General features: G+C 64.9%; 19 protein-coding genes and 1 pseudogene. 15 read left to right on the top strand and 5 right to left on the bottom strand.

Features of this window, described 5'->3' with window-relative positions; translation table 11 throughout:
* From DY468_RS22100 to DY468_RS22090, 3 genes are all read left to right on the top strand, one after another.
* The coding region (locus tag DY468_RS22100; protein WP_164607403.1) for an acyl-CoA carboxylase biotin carboxyl carrier protein subunit at nt 1-327 on the top strand (327 nt) is incomplete at its 5' end.
* Nucleotides 328-451: 124 nt separating this feature from the next.
* The gene (locus tag DY468_RS22095) at nt 452-1,231 is read left to right on the top strand and encodes an enoyl-CoA hydratase/isomerase family protein (RefSeq protein ID WP_164607401.1); all 780 of its coding nucleotides are present in this window, start codon (nt 452-454) and stop codon (nt 1,229-1,231) included.
* 176 nt (nt 1,232-1,407) lie between these two features.
* Entirely contained in the window at nt 1,408-2,946 is a 1,539-nt protein-coding gene (locus DY468_RS22090) for a class I adenylate-forming enzyme family protein (RefSeq protein ID WP_164607399.1), read from the top strand.
* A 79-nt stretch (nt 2,947-3,025) separates the two neighbouring features.
* Here DY468_RS22090 and DY468_RS22085 read toward each other — a convergent pair whose 3' ends face one another.
* On the bottom strand, nt 3,026-4,294 hold the full coding sequence (locus tag DY468_RS22085; protein WP_164607397.1) for a serine hydrolase domain-containing protein: 1,269 nt from the start codon (nt 4,292-4,294) through the stop codon (nt 3,026-3,028).
* 224 nt (nt 4,295-4,518) lie between these two features.
* Here DY468_RS22085 and DY468_RS22080 point away from each other — a divergent pair, with 224 nt between their 5' ends.
* The 7 genes from DY468_RS22080 (at nt 4,519) to DY468_RS22050 (ending at nt 14,894) form a co-directional block, all read left to right on the top strand.
* The gene (locus DY468_RS22080; RefSeq protein ID WP_164607396.1) at nt 4,519-5,424 is read left to right on the top strand and encodes an intradiol ring-cleavage dioxygenase; all 906 of its coding nucleotides are present in this window, start codon (nt 4,519-4,521) and stop codon (nt 5,422-5,424) included.
* A 30-nt stretch (nt 5,425-5,454) separates the two neighbouring features.
* Nucleotides 5,455-6,288, top strand: a complete 834-nt coding sequence (locus tag DY468_RS22075) for an aldo/keto reductase (RefSeq protein WP_205512614.1) — start codon at nt 5,455-5,457, stop codon at nt 6,286-6,288.
* Between the two features lie 167 nt (nt 6,289-6,455).
* Nucleotides 6,456-7,400 carry a DMT family transporter gene (locus tag DY468_RS22070; protein WP_164607392.1) on the top strand — a complete coding sequence of 315 codons (945 nt, stop codon included), beginning with the start codon at nt 6,456-6,458 and terminating at the stop codon, nt 7,398-7,400.
* A 472-nt stretch (nt 7,401-7,872) separates the two neighbouring features.
* The gene (locus tag DY468_RS22065; RefSeq protein ID WP_246701087.1) at nt 7,873-9,621 is read left to right on the top strand and encodes a putative bifunctional diguanylate cyclase/phosphodiesterase; all 1,749 of its coding nucleotides are present in this window, start codon (nt 7,873-7,875) and stop codon (nt 9,619-9,621) included.
* Between the two features lie 245 nt (nt 9,622-9,866).
* Nucleotides 9,867-11,297 (top strand): aldehyde dehydrogenase family protein, encoded by a 1,431-nt coding sequence (locus DY468_RS22060; RefSeq protein WP_164607388.1) that lies wholly within the window; start codon nt 9,867-9,869, stop codon nt 11,295-11,297.
* 565 nt (nt 11,298-11,862) lie between these two features.
* A complete protein-coding gene (locus DY468_RS22055; RefSeq protein ID WP_164607386.1) occupies nt 11,863-13,104 on the top strand; it encodes a GGDEF domain-containing protein in 1,242 nt (413 codons plus the stop codon).
* Between the two features lie 83 nt (nt 13,105-13,187).
* Nucleotides 13,188-14,894 carry an IlvD/Edd family dehydratase gene (locus DY468_RS22050; protein WP_164607384.1) on the top strand — a complete coding sequence of 569 codons (1,707 nt, stop codon included), beginning with the start codon at nt 13,188-13,190 and terminating at the stop codon, nt 14,892-14,894.
* A 4-nt stretch (nt 14,895-14,898) separates the two neighbouring features.
* Here DY468_RS22050 and cowN read toward each other — a convergent pair whose 3' ends face one another.
* Nucleotides 14,899-15,177 carry a N(2)-fixation sustaining protein CowN gene (cowN, locus tag DY468_RS22045; protein WP_164607381.1) on the bottom strand — a complete coding sequence of 93 codons (279 nt, stop codon included), beginning with the start codon at nt 15,175-15,177 and terminating at the stop codon, nt 14,899-14,901.
* A 452-nt stretch (nt 15,178-15,629) separates the two neighbouring features.
* On the opposite strand from cowN, the gene DY468_RS22040 reads away from it, so the two are divergent.
* A complete protein-coding gene (locus DY468_RS22040; protein ID WP_246701086.1) occupies nt 15,630-16,772 on the top strand; it encodes a DUF2778 domain-containing protein in 1,143 nt (380 codons plus the stop codon).
* A 137-nt stretch (nt 16,773-16,909) separates the two neighbouring features.
* Nucleotides 16,910-17,236, top strand: a complete 327-nt coding sequence (locus DY468_RS22035; RefSeq protein WP_164607377.1) for a hypothetical protein — start codon at nt 16,910-16,912, stop codon at nt 17,234-17,236.
* Between the two features lie 135 nt (nt 17,237-17,371).
* Here the strand turns inward: DY468_RS22035 and DY468_RS22030 are convergent, their stop codons facing one another.
* Both DY468_RS22030 and DY468_RS22025 read right to left on the bottom strand, forming a co-directional pair.
* Entirely contained in the window at nt 17,372-17,617 is a 246-nt protein-coding gene (locus DY468_RS22030; protein WP_164607375.1) for a hypothetical protein, read from the bottom strand.
* A gap of 177 nt (nt 17,618-17,794) precedes the next feature.
* Nucleotides 17,795-18,544 (bottom strand): SDR family NAD(P)-dependent oxidoreductase, encoded by a 750-nt coding sequence (locus DY468_RS22025; protein ID WP_164607373.1) that lies wholly within the window; start codon nt 18,542-18,544, stop codon nt 17,795-17,797.
* 91 nt (nt 18,545-18,635) lie between these two features.
* Between DY468_RS22025 and DY468_RS22020 the strand changes: the two genes are divergently transcribed.
* The 3 genes and pseudogenes from DY468_RS22020 (at nt 18,636) to DY468_RS24955 (ending at nt 19,623) form a co-directional block, all read left to right on the top strand.
* On the top strand, nt 18,636-18,950 hold the full coding sequence (locus tag DY468_RS22020; protein WP_164607371.1) for an ArsR/SmtB family transcription factor: 315 nt from the start codon (nt 18,636-18,638) through the stop codon (nt 18,948-18,950).
* 44 nt (nt 18,951-18,994) lie between these two features.
* A pseudogene (locus tag DY468_RS24960) lies at nt 18,995-19,099 on the top strand (autotransporter outer membrane beta-barrel domain-containing protein); the annotation flags it as partial.
* An 89-nt stretch (nt 19,100-19,188) separates the two neighbouring features.
* Nucleotides 19,189-19,623 (top strand): autotransporter outer membrane beta-barrel domain-containing protein, encoded by a 435-nt coding sequence (locus DY468_RS24955; RefSeq protein ID WP_349644320.1) that lies wholly within the window; start codon nt 19,189-19,191, stop codon nt 19,621-19,623.
* Nucleotides 19,624-19,675: 52 nt separating this feature from the next.
* Here the strand turns inward: DY468_RS24955 and DY468_RS24680 are convergent.
* A partial coding sequence (locus DY468_RS24680) for an SEC-C metal-binding domain-containing protein (protein WP_205512612.1) occupies nt 19,676-20,036 on the bottom strand: 361 nt, incomplete at its 5' end.

Here is a 20,036-nt window from a genome sequence, read left to right as displayed (position 1 = left end):
GTGTTCCACCGCGACGGCGACCGGTTGTTCGTGCAGCGGCTGGGTGTGCAGAACAGCATCGTCGACCTGACCCGGGCGGCGCCGCAAAGCGCGGCCCGTGGCGGCGGCGACGGCAAGCTGCGCGCCGCGCTCAACGGCCGCGTCGTCGCGGTGCTGGTCAAAGCCGGCGACCGCGTCGAGGCCGGCCAACCGGTGCTGACGCTGGAAGCGATGAAGATGGAGCACGTGCACACGGCGCCTGGCTCTGGCATCATCACGATCGATGTCACCGAAGGCGAGCAGGTCACCGCCGGCCGCATCGTCGCCGAGATCGAAGCGGCGACGTAGAGTTCTGGAGCACTGATTATCCCCGTCATTGCGAGCGAAGCGAAGCAATCCAGAGCGCAGTGCACGGAGCTGGATTGCTTCGTCGCTCCGCTCCTCGCAATGACGAAGACGAAGGGTATTTGACATGAACAACGACGCCGTGATCATCGAGAAGCGCGAAAGCGCGCTGTGGATCACCATCAACCGTCCCGACAAACGCAACGCCATTAATGCCGGCGTGGTCGAGGGCATCACAAGCGGCTGGAAGCAGGCGCACGACGACGCCGAGGTGCGGGTGATCGTGCTCACGGGCGCCGGCGACAAGGCGTTCTGCGCCGGCGCCGATCTGCAGTCGACCGGGGCGGCGTTCTCGTTCGATTTCTCCAAGCCGAATGTCGACTACGCCGATCTGTTGCGATTGGCGCAGAACGCGACCAAGCCGTCGATCGCCCGCGTCAACGGCAGCTGCATGGCCGGCGGCATGGGGCTGTTGTGCATGACCGACATGGCGGTCGCGGCCGACAACGTCGTGTTCGGGCTGCCGGAGGTGAAGGTCGGCGTGTTCCCGATGCAGGTGATGAGCCTGCTGCAGGACATCGCGCCCCGGCGGCTGATCGCCGAATGGGCGCTGACCGGCGAGCCGTTCGATACGCAAGCGGCGCTGGCGGCTGGCCTCCTCAACTACGCCGTGCCGGCGGCCGAGCTCGACGCCAAGGTCGAGTGGCTGGCGAAGCGGCTGACCGACAAATCGCCCACGGCAATCCGCCGCGGCAAATACGCAATGCGTGCGATTTCATCGATGTCGTTCGACGAGAGCATCGCCTACACCGAAAGCCAGATCGCCCTGTTGGCGATGACCGAAGACGCCAAGGAAGGCCTGAAGGCGTTTGCCGAGAAGCGCAAGCCGGTGTGGCCGGGGAAGTGACCGCCGCAGGCGGTCATTCCGGGGCGCGCGGAGCGCGAACCCGGAATCCCGAAGTTGTGGCGGCGAGATTCCGGGTTCGCTCACTTCGTGAGCGCCCCGGAATGACTCGTTGAGAGGACGAAGACCTAACAGCCACGCTGCACCCAAGCGGCGGGTACAGACAGGGAGGGACCACGATGCTGGCATCCGAGATGATCCGGCGCGGCGCGGTGTATCACGGGCCGAAGACGGCGGTGATGTTCGGCGATCAGCGCATGACCTTCACCGAGGTCGATCTGCTGTCGAACCGCATCGCCAACGTCTTCATCGACACCTTCAAGCTCGATGTCGGCAGCCGGGTCGGGATGCTGCTGAACAATTCGATCTACACGCTGCCGATCGACTTCGGCTTCGTCAAATCGCGGCTGTCGCGGGTGCCGTTGAATTCCCGGCTGTCGCTGGTCGAACAGCAGCAGATGCTCGAAGGCGCCGGCGTCGATATCCTGATCCACGGCACCGATCTCACCGAGCGGGCGCGCGAGCTGGCGCAAGTAATGCAGGGCCTCAAGCTGATCAGCATCGGCAGCGCGGATGCGGACGATCTGCTGCAGCTCGCCAAGGCGCAGTCCGAAGCGCCGCCGGCGCGGCGCTACGAGCCGGACGACATCGTCATCACCATCTTCACCTCCGGCACCACCGGCAAGCTCAAGGCGGTCGAGCACACCCAGGCGAGCTGGGCGGCGATGGCCACCAACGTGCTGATCAACATGGAGGTCGGCGAGGGCGACGTGATGCTGCACGCCGCCTCGATGATCCACGCCTCGGGCTGCTTCATCGTGCCGTATTGGCTGCGCGGCGGCGTCGCCGCGGTGCTGCCGGGGTTCACGCCGGCGAGCTATCTCGACGCGGTCGAGCGCTGGAAGCCGACTGCGCTCAATTTGGTGCCGACCATGATCGGCATGCTGCTCGATCATCCGGGGATCGAGCAGGCCGACTTCTCCAGCGTCAAGAGCATCATCTACGGGGCCTCGCCGATGCCGCGGCCGGTGATGCAGCGCGCGCTGAAGCTGTGGGGCCCGCGGTTCGCGCAATATTACGGCCAGTCCGAAGCGCCGATCTTCATCACCCATCTGACGAAAGCGGATCACGTCGGGCCGAACGCCGAGCAGCGGCTCGGCTCCTGCGGCCGGCCGTCGATCGACTGCGAGGTCAAGCTGGTGGATGAGGCCGGCGAGGAGGTCGCGCCGGGCGAGGCCGGCGAGATCGCGCTGCGCACGCCGTTCGCAATGAAGGGCTATTACAACGCGCCGGAATTGAACGCGCAGATGTTTCTGCCCGACGGCTGGCTGCGCACCCGCGACGTCGGCCGGTTCGACGCCGACGGCTATCTGTATCTGGTCGACCGCACCTCGGACATGATCGTGTCGGGCGGCTACAACGTCTATCCGCGCGAGGTCGAGGACGCGCTGGCGGCGCATCCTGCGGTGCGCGAGGTGGTGGTGGTCGGGCTGCCCGACGACAAATGGGGCGAGAGCGGCGCGGCCTTCGTGGCACTGCGCGCCGGCGCCAGTGCCGAGGAGGCCGAACTGATCGCCTTCGCCCGGGACAAGGTGGCGAGCTACAAGGTGCCGAAGCAGGTGCGGTTCATCGACGAGGTGCCGAAGAGCCCGGTCGGCAAGCTGCTGCGCCGCGCGGTGCGGGATCCGTTCTGGCAGGGGCGGGATCGGAAGATTTAAGAGCCCGCGCATCGCGGCTGCCGCCGGTCATTCCGGGTTCGCTCGCCGCGCGAGCGCCCCGGAATGACGATCTCAAGCCTTACAGATTGCTTTCCGTGATCGCGCTGTACACCAGGGTACGCAGTTCGCGGCGGATCGGATAGGCGCTTGAGGGGATGAGCTGGGTCATGAAGATCGTGATCAGCTCTTCGGCCGGATCGATCCAGAACGCGGTCGAGGCCGCGCCGCCCCAATAGAATTCGCCGGCCGAGCCCGGCAACAGCGTCAGCGCCGGGTTCATGTTGACGGCGAAGCCGAGCCCGAAGCCGATGCCGGCATTGGTGGCTTCGGAGAACATCGACAGCGACATCTGGGTGAGGTCGCGGTTGCCGGGCAAATGATTGCTGGTCATCAGCTTCAGCGTCTTCGGCCCGAGCAGCCGGACGCCGCCGAGTTCGCCGCCATTCAGAAGTGCGCGGCAGAAGGTGAGATAATCGGCGGTGGTCGACACCAGTCCGCCGCCGCCGGAGATCAGCGCCGGCGGGCTCAGGAAGCTCGAGGTCTGCGGATCGTCCGACAGCGTCATGCCGCCCTTGCCGTCGGCGGTGTAGCAGGCGGCGAGCCGCTGCGCTTTCGCGGGCGGCACGTAGAAATCGGTGTCGGTCATGCCGAGCGGATCGAGAATGCGCTGCTTGACGAATTGCTCGAACGGCATGCCGCTGATCTTCTGCACGATGTAGCCGACGATGTCGGTCGATACCGAGTAATTCCAGGCGTCTCCGGGCGAGAATTCCAGCGGGATCTGGGCGAGGTCGGCGATCCAGGACTCCAGCGTGCCTGCTTTTTCGAATGCGCCGATGCCCTTCTCGCGATAGGCGGCGTCGATGTTGGTGCGGTTCTGGAAGCCGTAAGTCAGGCCGGAGGTGTGGCGCAGCAGGTCGACCACCTGCATCGGCCGCGCCGGCGGCTTGGTCAGGAAATAGGGCGGAATGCCGGCCTGGAACACGCCGAGACCCGCCCATTGCGGAATGTACTTCGCCACCGGGTCGTCGAGCTGGACCCGGCCTTCCTCGAACAGCATCATCAGCGCCACCGAGGTGATCGGCTTGGTCATCGAATAGATGCGGAAGATGGTGTCGTCGCGCACCGCGACCTTGCGTTCGACATCGGCGAAGCCGAGCGACGAGTGGTAGACGATCTGGCCGCGCCGATACACCAGCGTCTGGGTGCCGGGCAGCTTGCCGGGATCGACATAGAGCCGCTGCAGATGATCGTCGATCCGGCGCAGCGCGGTCTCGGACATCCCGACGCTCGTCGCCGAGCCGGTCGCCGGCGTTGCGGATTGGGCGGAGGCGGTCTGGCTCGGCATCGTTTCGCTCCTGAACTGTCGCGGACCGTCCGGTTGACGGCCCCGGATTCGTGTCGGCTCGCTCGAGCGCCTATGATATCGGAAAATCGCCAGGCGTTCTATCGGCGCGGCGAGGAGGTGCTGGCGTTTCGCCTCTCGCGCATAGCGGACTTCCGCGTCCGCGCTTACCATGGCGGGAAGCATGGTGTACCGTCGCCGCCTCTCCAACGACATCTGAGCGGGACATGCCTCAATTCGACGAGACCGACCTCACCGAGGCGGTCGTCAAGAGCTTCGACGAAACCCCCGATCCGCGCATGAAGCTGCTGATGCGCGAGCTGGTGCGCTCGCTGCACGATTACGTCCGCCGCACCGGCCTGACCTTCGAGGAATGGGAGAAGGCGATCGATTTTCTGACCCGGACCGGGCAGAAATGCACCCCGAGCCGGCAGGAATTCATCCTGCTGTCGGATGTGCTCGGGGTGTCGATGCTGGTCGATGCCGTCAATCACCGCGACCGCGCCGGCGCGACGCAGACCACGGTGCTCGGGCCGTTCTACGTCGGCGAGCACAAACAGGTGCCGCACGGCGCCGATATTTCCGGCGGCGTCGAAGGCGAGCAGATGTATGTCGCGGCCCGCGTCACCGATCTCGACGGGGCACCGATCGCACAGGCGGCGGTCGACGTCTGGCACGCCGACGACGACGGCTTCTACGACTCCCAGAAGCCCGGCTACGCCGAGAACGGGCCGTCGCTGCGGGCGCGGTTCACCACCGACGCCGACGGCAGGTTCTCGTTCCACACCATATTGCCGTGCAGCTATCCGATCCCGATCGATGGTCCGGTCGGCGACCTCATCCTTGCGGCGCGGCGGCACCCGATGCGGCCGGCGCATGTCCATTTTCTGATCAGCGCTCCCGGCTTCGAGCCGCTGGTCACACATGTCTTCGTCGAAGGTGATAAATATCTCGAATCCGATGTGGTATTCGGGGTCAAGGACGAGCTGATCTCGAACGTGGAATTGCGCGAGGATCCGGTGTTGCCCGATGGCCGTGCGGCGTCGGGACCGTGGCATTTGATGACTTACGAATTCCGGCTGAAGCCGGGCCAAGGCGCCGCGCCGCGGCCGATGATGGCCAGCACGGCGTGATCGTGATGGGAGTGGATGGTGACTGGGGACATGCGCAGATTCGGCCGGATGGGGCCGAACCTCGCGCCGATCGGGCAGGGCACCTGGTATATCGACCGGGGTGACCGCGCGACGGCGATCGCCGCGCTGCGGCGCGGCCTCGATCTCGGCCTGACGCATATCGACACCGCCGAGATGTATGGCGACGCCGAGCCGCTGGTCGCCGAGGCGATCGCCGGCCGCCGCGACGAGGTATTCTTGGTTTCGAAAGTGTTACCGAGTAATGCCTCGCGCCGCGGCACCATCGCGGCTTGCGAGCGGTCGCTGGCGCGGCTCGGCACCGACCGGCTGGACTGTTATCTGCTGCATTGGCGCGGGCACTATCAGCTCGCCGAGACCGTTGCCGCGTTCGAAGAGCTGGTCGCCGCCGGCAAGATCCTGTCCTGGGGTGTCAGCAATTTCGACGCGGGCGATCTGCGCGAACTCCACCGGCTCGCTGGCGACGGCAAGATCGCCTGCAATCAGGTGCTGTATCACCTGCACGAGCGCGCGATCGAGCATGCGGTGATCCCGTGGTGCGAAGCGCACGGCGTAGCGGTGACCGCCTATTCGCCGTTCGGGCACGACGAGTTTCCATCGCCGCGCAGCGAAGCCGGGCGGCGGCTGCAACGGATCGCCGATCATCATGGCGCGACGCCCCGCCAGGTCGCGCTCGCGTTTCTGACCCGTCGGCGTTCGGTGTTCGCGATCCCGAAAGCCGGCAACCCGCTCCATGCCGCCGACAACGCTGCGGCGATGGTGCTGCGGCTCGGCGAGGACGAGATCGCTGCGATCGATCAGGCCTGTCCGCTGGGGCCTGAGCCGGCCAGCCTGCCGATGCTGTGAGGGGCGGCGGCGGGGCGAGGCGCCGCATGACCGAACCGCAATTTCCGCACTTGTGCCGGCGCGGCGAACATCGTTTTGTCGGATTGTTAGTTGATTGGGACTGCGTCGCGCGGACGTGTCTCGTCCGCTGCGATCCCCCAGCATCTCTTTTCGAAACGGCTCGGACCTTGACCGTCACTTCGCCAAGCAACGACGCCGTGCGCCGGCTCACTCATCGCCACGCCGATCATCCGCTGCGCGGCATCGCGCTGATCATCGGCTCGACGGTGTTTCTGGCCTGTTCCGACACATTGGCGAAGTATCTCGGCCGGACGTTGCCGCCGATCGAGATCGGCTGGATCCGGTTTCTGGTTTTTCTGCTGATCATGATTCCGGTGGCGCTCGCCTCCAAGGAATCGCCGCTGCGCTCGGTGCGTCCGAAATTGCAGGTGCTGCGAGCCCTGGCGCTGGTGGCGTCCTCGGTGCTGTTCATCACCGGCCTGCAGTTCCTCCCCATCGCGGAGGCCTCGGCCACATCGTTCGTGGCACCGCTGTTCGTCACCGCGCTGTCGATCCCGCTGCTCAGCGAACATGTCGGCATCCGGCGTTGGGTCGCGACGCTGGTCGGCCTGATCGGTGTGCTGATCGTGATCCGGCCGGGGTCGGCGGCGTTCAATCCGGCGGTCGTGCTTCCGATCCTGTCGGCGCTGGGCTGGGCCCTGACGCTGACTCTGACCCGGATGATCAGCGGCGCCGATCGCGCCATCGTCACGATGTCGTTTTCCGCGCTGGTCGGCTTCATCGCTTTGAGTGTGGCGGTGCCGTTCGTCTGGGTGACGCCGAGCTGGCACGATATCGGCATCGGCCTCTTGGTCGGTCTGGCCTCGACCATGGGGCAGTGGGTGGTCGTTCTGGCCTATCGCTACGCGGACGCCTCGGTGCTGGCGCCATTTACTTACAGCCAATTGGTCTGGGTGACGGTGCTCGGTTTCGGCGTGTTCGGCGAGGTGCCGGACCTGTGGACCTTCGCCGGCGCCGCGGTGATCATCGGCAGCGGCATCTACACGGCGCATCGCGAGCGGCTGCGCCGCAAGCAGGTCGCAATGCCGGCGGAGCCGTATCCCAGCCCGTAAGCGCGCATCGTCCGATCACCGATGTATTCGACTCTTCGTTGGTGTGATTGGTCGGATACACGTAATTATATTCAATGATTGCTGATTACTGGGTTGATTTAGGTGGTCGGCCGTCTCGGCGGCCGGTAATTCTGTGGTCGCTTTAATCAATGCGCAAAGCTGCGACGTCAGACTGCGAAGCGACAGCAGTTCTGAAAGACGCATGACCCAAGATCTCTCTGCACTCGACGCTCATGTCTGGTGGCCGGTGGCCGCTCTTTCCGCCACGCTTTGCCTGTTCTGCCTCGTAACCACGTTTGTTGGACTGCGCGGCATGAGGATCGCCGACAGAGGGGGGCGCCGGGCCTGGGGCGTTCTGACCGGTTGCTCTATTGCAGCGAGTGGGAGCGCAGCCGCCGCGCTGCTTCTGTTCACTGTTGGCGATGTGTCGGCGACGGGGATCGTTGCTCTTGGGCTGACGGCTGCCGCCGCGATGATGGCGTTCACGTCGATCGCGATGTTGCTGAGTTCGATCACCCGCCGCAGTGACAGCGTGACGCCGAGCGACCGCAACGTGGTCGTTGATGCGCTTTTGAACGACGATTCGTTCGGCCTCACTTTGTTTGATGCCGGTGGCCGGCTGCAGCTCTGGAACGAAGGTTTTCTGAACATCTACGGCATTCCGCCCGGACAATTGGCGGTCGGACAGAAGCTCGGCGAGGTTCGGGATACTGTCCGCGCGTCCGGTAACGAGCTGTTGGCCTCGAGTCAGCTCGAGGAACTGAAACTTGCGGCGATGAGCGGAGGCCCCGCCCATATCGTGGTCGAGTTGCGGGGTGGCCGGCACATCAAGATCAGCGTGCAAGGGCTGCCCAACGGCGGCTGGCTGTCCAGGCACGAGGACATCACGGATCGTCAGCAGGCTGAGCAGCGCTTCGCCTATCTGGCGCTGCACGACATCGCCACCGGCCTGCCGAACCGCGCCGCGTTCAACGAGCGGATCGTCGAGAACCTCGGTTTGGCACGAAGCGGCAATGCCAGCTTCGCGGTGATCAGGCTCGGCATCGATCGCTTCAAGGAGATCAACGACGTGTTCGGACAGACCGTCGGCGACGCGGTGCTGGCCGAGATGGCTCGCCGCCTGGCCGAGGTTTGCCACTGGGGCTTCCTGGCGCGCCCGGGCGGTGACGAGTTCTCGATCGTCACCCCGCCCGATGGCGCGGAGGGGGCGATCCAGGAAGTCTGCCGGCAACTGCAGCAACTGTGCGACAGCGAGTTGAATATCGAAGGTCATCGCATCCGCATCGGCGCAACCGCCGGCGTCAGCGTCTATCCACGCGACGGCGACGATCCCGATCAACTGGTCGCTCATGCCGACGTCGCGCTCTACCGCGCCAAGATCGAGCAGCGCGGCACGGTATGCCTGTTCGAGCCGGCGATGGATCTGCAGATCCGCGAGAAGCGCGCGCTTCAGCGAGATCTTGCGGTCGCGCTGGAGCGGAAGGAGTTCGAAATCCACTACCAGCCGCAGGCCGACACCGCCGGCCAGATCGTCGGCTTCGAGGCGTTGCTGCGCTGGCGCCATCCCGAGCGCGGCATGGTGTCGCCGGCGCTGTTCGTGCCGCTGGCGGAAGAAACCGGGCAGATCGGCCCGATCGACGAATGGGTGCTGCGCAGCGTCTGCGCCGAAGCGGCGTCATGGTCGAAGCCGCTGGCCATCGCCGTCAACTTCTCGCCGCTCGACTTCCGCCGTTTCGACGTGCCCGCACTGATCCTGCAGATACTGCTGGAGACCGGGCTGGAGGCGTCGCGTCTCGAGATCGAGATCACCGAAGGTGTGCTGATCGATGATTTCGCCGGCGCGATCGCGATCCTGCGCAAGATCAAGAATCTCGGCGTGCGCGTCGCGATGGATGATTTTGGCGCCGGCTATTCGTCGCTGTCGTATCTGCAGTCGTTTCCCTTCGACAAGATCAAGATCGATCAGGCCTTCACCCGCAAGCTGGAGACCAATCCGGAATCGGCTGCGATCGTCGAAGCGATCCTCAGCTTGGCGCGCACGTTGAAACTGCCGGTGATCGCCGAGGGCGTCGAGACCGAGAAACAGCTCGCTTTTCTGGCGCGCGCCGGCTGCGATGAAGTGCAGGGCTATCTGATCGGTCGGCCGCAACCGATCGGGCATTATCGCGACCTGACCGAGGGCAAGTCGGCGCGTCCGGCGGAGCTGGCGAAGGCCGGTTGATGCTGCGTCGCAGCAGGATTCTCGAAATTTCCGCCAAATGGTAGAAGGTCGTGCTCGCTGCACTGCGCACACGCGCAATTGTGCGCGGACGCCTTGCTACGCTCGCGCCAGTGATTTTATATGCCGTTCCCGCATATGGCGGTGGTCCTCATCCGGGCCGTTCGTGCAGAGGCGATGGCCTTGCGCGACGGCGCCGATCCCGAGCAATTCACCACCAACCACCCGCGATTAAGCAAGAGGTTCCGATGGTCAACCGCATGCAGTTCTACATCGATGGCGCCTGGGTCGATCCCGTCGTCAAGAAGTCGACGCCGGTCGTCAATCCCGCCACCGAAGAGGCGATGTATGAGGTTGCGCTCGGCTCCAAGGCCGACGTCGACAAGGCCGTTGCGGCCGCCAAGCGCGCGTTCGAGACGTTCTCGGTGACCAGCCGCGAGGAGCGCGTCGCGCTGCTCGAGAAGATCATCGCGGTCTACAAGAGCCGGATGAAGGACATCGGCGCTGCGGTCTCCGACGAGATGGGCGCACCGCTGCCGATGGCGGAGAAGATGCAGGCCGGCGCCGGCCTCGGTCACATCATGTCGACCCTCGACGTGCTGAAGACCTATCAGTTCGAGGAGCCGATGGGCTCGGCGATGATCGTGCGCGAGCCGATCGGTGTGATCGGCATGATCACGCCGTGGAACTGGCCGCTCAATCAGATCGCCTGCAAGGTCGCGCCGGCGATCGCGGCCGGCTGCACCATGGTGCTGAAGCCGAGCGAATTCACCCCGACCTCGGCTTTGATCTTCGCCGAGATCCTGCACGAAGCGGGTGTGCCGAAGGGCGTGTTCAACCTCGTCAACGGCCTCGGTCCGGAGGTCGGCGCGGCGATGAGCGAGCATCCGGACATCGACATGATCTCGTTCACCGGCTCGACCCGCGCCGGCATCGACGTCGCCCAGCGCGCGGCGCCGACGGTGAAGCGCGTCAGCCAGGAACTCGGCGGCAAGTCGCCGAACGTCATCCTCGAGGACGCCGACCTGACCAAGGCGGTGACCGGCGGCGTGATGCACATGTTCAACAACTCCGGCCAGTCGTGCAACGCGCCGAGCCGGATGATCGTGCCGCTGTCGAAGATGAAGGAGGTCGCGGCGATCGCCAAGGGCGTCGCCGAGAAGACCAAGGCGGGCGATCCGCGCGGCGAAGGCACCACCATCGGCCCGGTGGTCAACCGCACCCAGTGGGACAAAATCCAGGCGCTGATCAACAAGGGTATCGAAGAGGGCGCCACCCTGGTCGCGGGCGGCCCCGGTCTGCCGGAAGGCGTCAACAAGGGCTTCTATGTGCGCCCGACGGTGTTCGCCGACGTCACCAAGGACATGACCATCGCGCGCGAGGAGATCTTCGGCCCGGTGCTGGTGATCATGGGCGCCAAGGACGAGAACGAAGCGGTCGAGCTCGCCAACGACACGCCCTATGGACTGGCCGGCTACGTCTCGGCCGGCTCGGTCGATCGCGCCCGCGCGGTGGGCCGCAAGATCCGCGCCGGCAACGTCAACCTGCAGGGCGTGCCGAACGAACGCACCGCGCCGTTCGGCGGCTACAAGCAGTCGGGCAACGGCCGCGAATGGGGCAAGTTCGGATTCGAAGAATATCTCGAGGTCAAGGCGATCGCCGGCTTCAACGCCGCATAACGCCGGACAAGTCCTTTCCCCAACAACTTCAGCGCCGGAACGCTCGTTCGTTCCGGCGCTTTGTATTTGTACGCCTTGGCAAGCTGGACAGGCGCGGTCGCGCCGGTAATCGACCGAGTAGGCGCTGCGTTACGCGGCAGCTAGAAACGTCGCGTCAGTCGCGTGAATCATGGGCGCGGGCCGATGCGGTTCTTGGCCGCTCGCAGCAGAGGCACTTCATGTCCTCGTTGGTCACCAATGAGCATCGAAAGCAGTTTCTCTCGATCGGATTCGGAGGAATTGCGGTGTTCGTCGCGCTCTGCGTCGCGGCAATGATTGCCTGACGCGCCGACCGACGGTCAATTTGCCTTCTCGCGAGGCTGTTTTCGTGGCCGCGATGAGATCGGTTCGGTGAGCGAAGCCGGCGTCGCCAAGCGATGGAGCGATTTGTCGTATTTGGCTTAATGTTTGATTCAGAATAGCGGCAACGGATAAAATCGGGTTCTACGGCCGTTTAGAAATTCTCGCCATTGTCCCGGTCGATCGTGCGAGCGAATTCGGGAACGATGCGGCGGGCTTCGGTATGATGGTCGATTATCTTCACAGCCGCATTGCCGCCGCGCGCCGCGTGATGTCGTCGACTGCCGGCTTGATCGGTTCCGATTACACGACGGAAGAGCAGGCGTGGGAGATGCTGGAAGGGCTGTTCAGTCCTTTCGCACACGCCCTGACGGCCACGGCGATCACGATCACCGCGTGTTACAATTGGTATTCGCACAATTCGTTGGCGTCATTTGCCGCGGTCGCCGTCGTCGGGCCGACCTTGTTACTGCGGCTGCTTCTGAACCGACGCTTTCGCATGCGCGGCCCGGACGCGCGGGTCTCGAACTGGATTCGCCTGTTCGCGATCATGAGCTTCATTGCGGCGCTCGGCTGGGGCTCCAGCCTGTCGATCCTGATCTTCACGACTCAAGGGTTGCCGCTGCTTGCGGTTTTTGCGTTGATCTGCGCGCCGGTTCAGGGCGCCAGTGCGCGCGCTTATGCGATGCCATCCGTCGTCATTCTCCATATCACCATCGTTCTGGGGCTGGTCGGAATCGCGACGACGGTGTTCGGGATCGCAGTCGCCATCCCGTTCTGCACGCTCTATTGGCTGTACCAGATCAGCTTCGTCATGGAGCTGGTCGCGCTGCGTCGGAAAATGCTGAAGAACGACTACGACCGGCGTCGATTGCTGACGCAGGTGACTCACTACAACACCAATCTCGCGTCCCTCAACACGCAGCTTTCTGCATTCGCGCTCACGGACGGTCTGACGGGCGTTGGTAACCGGCGGGATTTCGACAGCAAGCTGGAGCGTTGTCTGAAGTGTCAGGCGAGCGGCGACACCGCGCTGGCCCTTCTTTTGATCGACGTCGATCACTTCAAACGGTTCAACGATACATACGGGCATTTGATCGGCGATCAGTGCCTGAAACTGGTGGCGACAGCGATTAGAAGCGTCGCGAGCAGGAGCGGCGATTTTGTCGCGCGTTACGGCGGGGAGGAGTTCGCCGCGGTCTTGCCCGTGGTGGATGCGGCCAATGCACTGATGATGGCCGAGCGCATCCGGCGTGCGGTCGAGATGATGGATCTCTCCGGTCTGCCAAAATTGGACGAGCGACCGACGGTGAGCATCGGTGTCGGCGTCGCCGTTTCCGGAACGAAGATGCTGCCGCACACGCTGATCGAAATCGCCGACAATGCGCTGTATACGGCCAAGCAGAGCGGCCGCAATTGCGTCAGGCAGGGCGTTCCCACCCGTCAGACTCTGCGTCACTTGGCATAGGGTCGCTTCGGCCTGAGTGCATGCCGATTGAAAACGAAATGCGGCAGTTCGTAACTGAGCCGAAACGGGCACAGGACGACAGAATGGCCGACGGGCTACGCAAGGGACTGACTGCATACGGCGACGCCGGCCTCTCGCTGTTTCTGCGCAAGGCCTTCATCAAGGCGATGGGCTATTCGGACGACGCGCTCGACCGGCCGATCGTCGGCATCACCAACACCCACAGCGACTACAATCCCTGCCACGGCAACGCGCCTCAGATCATCGAGGCGGTGAAGCGCGGCGTGATGCTGGCAGGCGCGATGCCCATGGTGTTTCCGACCATCTCGATTGCCGAGAGCTTTGCGCATCCGACCTCGATGTACTTACGCAACCTGATGGCGATGGACACCGAGGAGATGATCCGGGCCCAGCCGATGGACGCGGTGGTGGTGATCGGCGGCTGCGACAAGACGCTGCCGGCGCAGGTGATGGCGGCGGTGTCGGCCGATCTGCCGACCGTGGTGATCCCGGTCGGGCCGATGGTGGTCGGACATCACAAGGGCGAGGTGCTGGGCGCTTGCACCGACTGCCGGCGGCTGTGGGCGAAGTATCGCGCCGGCGAGATCGACGATGCCGAGATCGAGGCGGTGAACGGCAGGCTTGCGCCGTCGGTCGGCACCTGCATGGTGATGGGCACGGCTTCGACGATGGCCTGCATGATCGAGGCGATGGGGCTGTCGCTGCCGATGAGCGCGACGATTCCGGCGCCGCATGCCGAGCGGTTCCGCTCGGCAGAGGCCAGCGGCCGTGTCGCCGCTGCGATGGCCAAGGCCAAGGGGCCGCGACCGAGCGAAATCCTGACGCCGGCCGCGTTCCGCAACGCCCAGGTGGTGCTGCAGGCGATCGGCGGTTCGACCAACGGGCTGATCCATCTCACCGCGATCGCCGGCCGCGTGCCGCACCGCATCGATCTCGACGCGTTCGATGCGATCGGCCGCAAGGTGCCGGTGCTGGTCGATCTGAAGCCGTCCGGCGCGCACTACATGGAGCATTTTCATCACGCCGGCGGTGTGCCGAAGCTGATGGCTCAGCTCGGCGATCTGATCGAGCTCGACGCCAGCACCGTGACCGGCGCGATGCTGCGTGAGGTCGTGGCGCAGGCGGAGGACGTCCCGGGGCAGGATGTGATCCGCTCGCGCGACAATCCGATCCGCGGCGAGGGCGGTCTCGCGGTGCTGCACGGCAACCTGGCGCCGCGCGGCGCGCTGATCAAACACGCCGCCGCGTCGCCCGGGCTGCTGCAGCACACCGGCCGCGCGGTGGTGTTCGAGACGCTGGAGGACATGGCGCGGCGGATCGACGATCCCGATCTCGACGTTGCCGCCGACGACGTGCTGGTGCTGCGCAATGCCGGACCGAAGGGCGCGCCTGGGATGCCGGAGGCGGGCTATCTGCCGATCCCGCTGAAGCTGGCGCGGGCAGGGGTGAAGGATATGGTGCGGATCTCGGACGCGCGGATGAGCGGCACCGCGTTCGGCACCATCGTGCTGCACATCACGCCGGAAAGCGCCGAGGGCGGACCGCTGGCGCTGGTGCAGACCGGCGACCGCATCGCCCTCGACGTCGCGGCGCGCCGGATCGACCTGCTGGTCGACGAAGCCGAGCTGATCCGCCGCCGCGCGGCGCTGCCGGTGACCGCTGCGACCCGTCCGGGACGCGGCTACGCGCAGCTGTTTCACGATGCGGTGCTGCAGGCGGACGATGGCTGCGACTTCGACTTCCTCACCGCGGCGGGCCGCGGAGCGTAGCCAATCACATCAGGTTGGCCTCGAGATCTTCCAGCATCTGGAGGGTTTCGAGATCGCCGTTGTCTTCCAGCAGTTCGCGCAACGTCGGCAGGTAATTGTGCAGGATGCGCAAATCGTCGAGCCCCTGCTTGTCACGCAGTTCTGCGCGCTTCTGGGCGAAATACGCCCAGAACGGATTCTCCGCGGCGTCGACGTGGCGTTGCAGCCGCTGCATCACCCGCTCGGAGCGACCCTCCCAGTCGCAGTGTTGGAAGCTGACATAACGATCGAAGGAAGCTGACATTCTGGGCCTCAAAACGTAGGAACCCAGGCTGGAAGCAATCGGTATGCCATGGCCGGTGAGTCGGGAGCGGCCTGCGCTGAAGCGCCGCAGCGCGCTGGATCTTCGAAGCGCGCGGGTCCGTAGTATCCCGGAGACGCGCGCCCGAGGCCCCGATTTTTGTGGTGCGCACGGCTCGCGGAGAGTTCCGTTTTTTCTTAACCGTCTGATCAGATGAAATAATTTATGGAAGTGGTGGCGCTAACGAAGCGTTAACCATAGCCACGCATGGTTCCATTTGAGCCGGCTTAAACTGCATTTAACTAAAACCCGCCTTAATCGCGCTCCTCTGTTCTGCCACATCTGTATGCGGTATCTTGGTTCGCCGCGGACCGATGGGGAAAAGTCGGGAAGCGAGCGAAATGACAGTCGGCACGGGACGGCGAAGGCCGTCCAACCAACGTGGGGCCCGCTACATGGGGTTTCGGAAATCGCTCGGCGCGATCGGAATCGCGCTGCCGGTGATCGGTTGCGTCTGGACGGTTTATGCCAACACCGTCGGCGCCAGCATCTATCCGACCGTCGGCTCGTGGCGTGACGATCAGAGCACTCGTTCGTCGATCGAGCGCACCTCGTTCTCCGCCCGTTTCGAACCGCTTGCTGCTGCTGCCGAAGCGGCGCCGCAGTTGATGGCTTCGTTGGCGCTGAAGTCCGCTTTCAAGCGCCAGGAAGAGAAGGGCGTCCAGGTCGCCTCCGCCGATCCGGCCGACGTTCCGGTCACCGCCAGCGTGGAGGCCTCCGAGCCCGCCAAGACCGGTCATCGCTATTACGCTCTGCTCGATCCTTCCTATTCGTTCGGATTCCAGCCCGACAGGTTCAAACAGCCGGTGCAAAATACACCGGTGGCCGCCCAGACCGAGGACGACGCCAAGGTCGGCGTCGCGCCGCCGCCGTCGCCGGTGAAGGAAGCGATGAACGTGCCGCTGCCGCCGCAGCGCACCAAGTCGGTCGCCGCCGTCACGCCGCGCAATCCGTCGCGCAATCCCTACAGCCACGAAGCTCTGGTCGCCCGCGCCAAATCGGCGATCCTGATGGCGGCGCAGAACCACAAGTCGAGCTTCTTCGAAAAGCTGTTCGGCAAGGTCGACAGCCCGGCTCTGGCCTATGCGTCGGCCGACACCAGCGATCTCGACGTCGGTCAGGTTCGCGACAGCGCCTTCAATCCCTCCGACGAGGATCGCTACACCGCAGTCTACGACATCAGCGCCAAGGTCGTGTACATGCCGGACGGATCCAAGCTCGAGGCGCATTCCGGCCTCGGCGCCCGGATGGACGACCCCCGTCACGTCAACGTCAAGATGCAGGGTGCAACCCCGCCGCACATCTACGATCTGAAGATGCGCGAAAAGCTGTTCCACGGCGTTGCCGCGATCCGTCTCAATCCGGTCGGCGGCGAGGATGTAATCTACGGCCGCACGGGTCTGCTCGCCCACACTTACATGCTTGGGCCGCGCGGCGACTCCAACGGCTGCGTGTCGTTCAAGGATTACAATGCCTTCCTGCAGGCGTTCAAACGCGGCCAGGTCAAGCGTCTCGTCGTCGTCGGCAGCATGACCTGATCGGCCGCTTTTCGAGCGGCCACGAAACCAGCACTGCCGCCTCCGGCGGCTCGATGCGCTCTCTCCACAATCTGTGAACGCCGCCGGCGGAACGAGTTCGCAGGCCTCGCACTTGGTCGATCAAACGGAGATCGACCATGACCTCACGACTATCCGCCGCCGTGTTCGCGTTCACCGTCGCCGCTGGCGGCTCTGCCGTCGCTCAGGAGCAGGGCACGGCCGCGCAGCGCGAGGCCTGCACGCCCGATGCTTTCCGCCTCTGCGGCCAGTTCATTCCCGACGCTTCGCGTGTCGAAACCTGCCTGCGTCAGGCCGGGTCGCGGCTGAGTCCGGCGTGCTATGTGGTGTTCAATCCGCCCAAGTCGCAGCAGGAGCCGCTGCGCACGGTGCGTCGCCAGCCCCCGACTCGGGACTACGAGCCGGTCGACGACGAAGGCCGGATGGGCGACGGGTTCGACCGATAGTGAAGGCCGCCGCTTCGGCCAGTCCGAAGCCAAGTGTGCAGGCTTCTGCGGGTGACATATCGCGAAAGCGGAGAGGGCGGATTCGAGCGTCCGCCTTCTCCGTGATTTGAAGCCGCCGTCAGCGGCATCCTGGACTTAGCGGCAGACGCGGGTGGTGCGAACCACGCGACGGCCGTGATGGCCGCGAGTCACCACCTTGCGGACGGTGCAGTGCGGACCGCGGCGGATCACCCGCTTGCGGACGACGTAGCGCTGGGCCGAAACATCGGTCAGCGGAGCGGCGGTCTGCGACGGCGCGGGCGCCGCTGCGGCGGCGGGCGTGGCAAGCGCTCCCAGACCGAGCAGGGTGGCTGCGGCGACTCCCAGGACGAGTTTCTTCAAATTCAGTTCTCCTCTCCGGCGCTTTCCAATACGGCCGGTGCGCCATAACGGCCGAAGTCGGATTTCGTTGCGCTCGTGCGCACCGAATCTGAAGCATGAGGGGTATGTGCGAGCCGCATCCACCCCGACGATGGCGCCGGAGCGGACTTTGGAGAGGGGCGTGGAGCCGCGCGGCGGTTACTTCAGTCCGCCGGTCACGTGCAGCGTTTCGCCGGTGACGTAGGATGATCCTTTGGACGCGAGGAAGGCGACGACGGCCGCAATCTCCTCCGCTTCGCCGACGCGGCCGAGCGGGGTGATAGCTTCGATCTGCTTGCGCATGTCGCCTTCGTGGAATCCGGCGGTCTTGACGCCTTCGGTAACCACCATGCCTGGATTGACCGCGTTGACGCGGATCTTGCGCGGCGCAAGTTCCTTGGCGTGAATGGCGCTGATCAAATCAACCGAGGCCTTGGTGGCGCCGTAGACCGACGAGCCCGGCATCGCCAGCGTCGAGGCGCCGGAGGAGATATTCACGATGCTGCCGCCGTCGTTGAACTGCGCCACGGCGGCCTGCGTCACCAGCAACAGGCCGAGCACGTTGATGTCGAACTGGCGATGGAAGTGTTCGGGTGTGATCGAGCCGAGCGGGGCGAATTCGTAGACGCCGGCATTGTTGACCAGCACGTCGATCTTGCCGAGCGCCTTCACCGTCTCGGCGACGAGCTTCTCGGCGTCGGCCGGCTGGGCGAGGTCGCCGTGCACGGCGACGGCCTTGCCACCGGCGGATTCGATCTGCTTCACAACCTTGTCGGCACCGTCCTTGCTGGAGGCGTAGTTCACCGCGATTGCGGCGCCCTCGGCCGCCAGCTTCAGCGCGATCGCGGCGCCGATGCCCTTCGACGCGCCGGTCACCAGCGCCACCTTGCCTTGCAGAGTCTTGATCATGATCGTTCGGTCCTGATTGGGAGATGTTCGTTCAATAGTTCGGAAATATGGGACTATTGAACCAGATCAAGGGGCGCCTTATATTTTTTCCATGGTGCAGTTCGTTCATCCCGCGCGCGACGACATCACGCTGGCCGGCGTGCTCGCAGCGCTGGCCGATCCGATGCGGCTGCAGATCGTCAGGTCGCTGCTGCAGGAGGGCGACTGCCTGTCGTGCACGGCGGCTGCGCCGTGTCCCGACATCCCGAAGTCGACGCTGTCGAACCATTTTCGCGTGCTGCGCGATGCCGGCCTGATCCAGACCACGAAGAAAGGCGTCGAGCATCGCAACGTGGTGCGCGAGGCGGACATCAACGCACGGTTTCCAGGTCTGTTGAAGGCGATCTTGAAGCACGCGAACGCTTAGAAGCTGCACTGATCCGCGCTTTGACGCTTTGGCCTTTCGACTCGGTGACGGGCGACAGCTACAACGTCGGCGTCTATGGCGGAAGTGCCTGGAACGCGCTGGCGGTCAGCTTCGGCGCCAATCACGCCTGGCATAATCTGTCGTCGAGCCGCACCGTGGCGCTGACCGACTTCTCGGACCGGCTGACGGCTGACCACAACACCCGTACACGCAGGTCTATGGAGACATCAGCTACACGGTGGACCTCGGCAGCTCCGCGCTGCAACCGTTCGCGGGCCTTGCCTACGTCAACCTCGACACGTCCGGCTTCACCGAGCGGGGTGGGGCGGCGGCACTCCGCAGCGCTGGCGATAGCGTCGATGCGACATTCTCGACATTCGGCCTGCGTGCCAACGGGGCGCTTACGCTCGGCACCACTGCCGTAACCGCGAACGGCATGATCGGCTGGCGGCACACCATCAATAACGTGATCTCGACAGCCACCAATGCGTTCGCAACCGGTAACGCCTTCACGGTGTCGGGCATTCCGCTGGCGAAGGATGCCGCCGTGTTCGAAGCTGGCCTCGGCACTGCCCTCAATCCGAGCACGGCGCTCAGCGTCAACTACTCCGGACAGGTCGGGTCCAGCATCGCCGACCACGGCGTCCGCGCCAATTTGCGGATGACGTTCTGAGCTGACGACGCAGGCTGCCGGGCGAATGCATCGTCCGGCGGCCGCCGGCGCTTCAGTTCATCCCGCAGCAGCGCTTGTACTTCTTGCCCGAGCCGCACGGGCACGGCTCGTTGCGGCCGATCTTGTGCTGCTTCTTGGGCGGCGGGGCCGGCGGCGTTGGCGGGCCCCATTCAATGGTGCGGGGCGAGGGGGCGTGGGCGATCCGCCAGCTGTTCAGGGCCATGAGCCAGCCGGTGACCTTGTCGTCGGCCGTCTTTGCCAAAGCTTCGCGGTCGTCTTCGGAGATCTCCACCATCATGGCGGAGATGTCGACCAATCCCGACAGGCTGTTGAACGCCGCGCGTGTCGCGTCGTCGGCTTCCTGCAGGCGCTCCCAATGCCGTCTCTTATACCCCACCGACCCCGCCGACGAC

It is taken from the genome of Rhodopseudomonas sp. BR0M22 (assembly GCF_010907035.1).
Classification (GTDB): domain Bacteria; phylum Pseudomonadota; class Alphaproteobacteria; order Rhizobiales; family Xanthobacteraceae; genus Rhodopseudomonas.
This window is presented reverse-complemented; position numbering and strand designations above follow the sequence as displayed.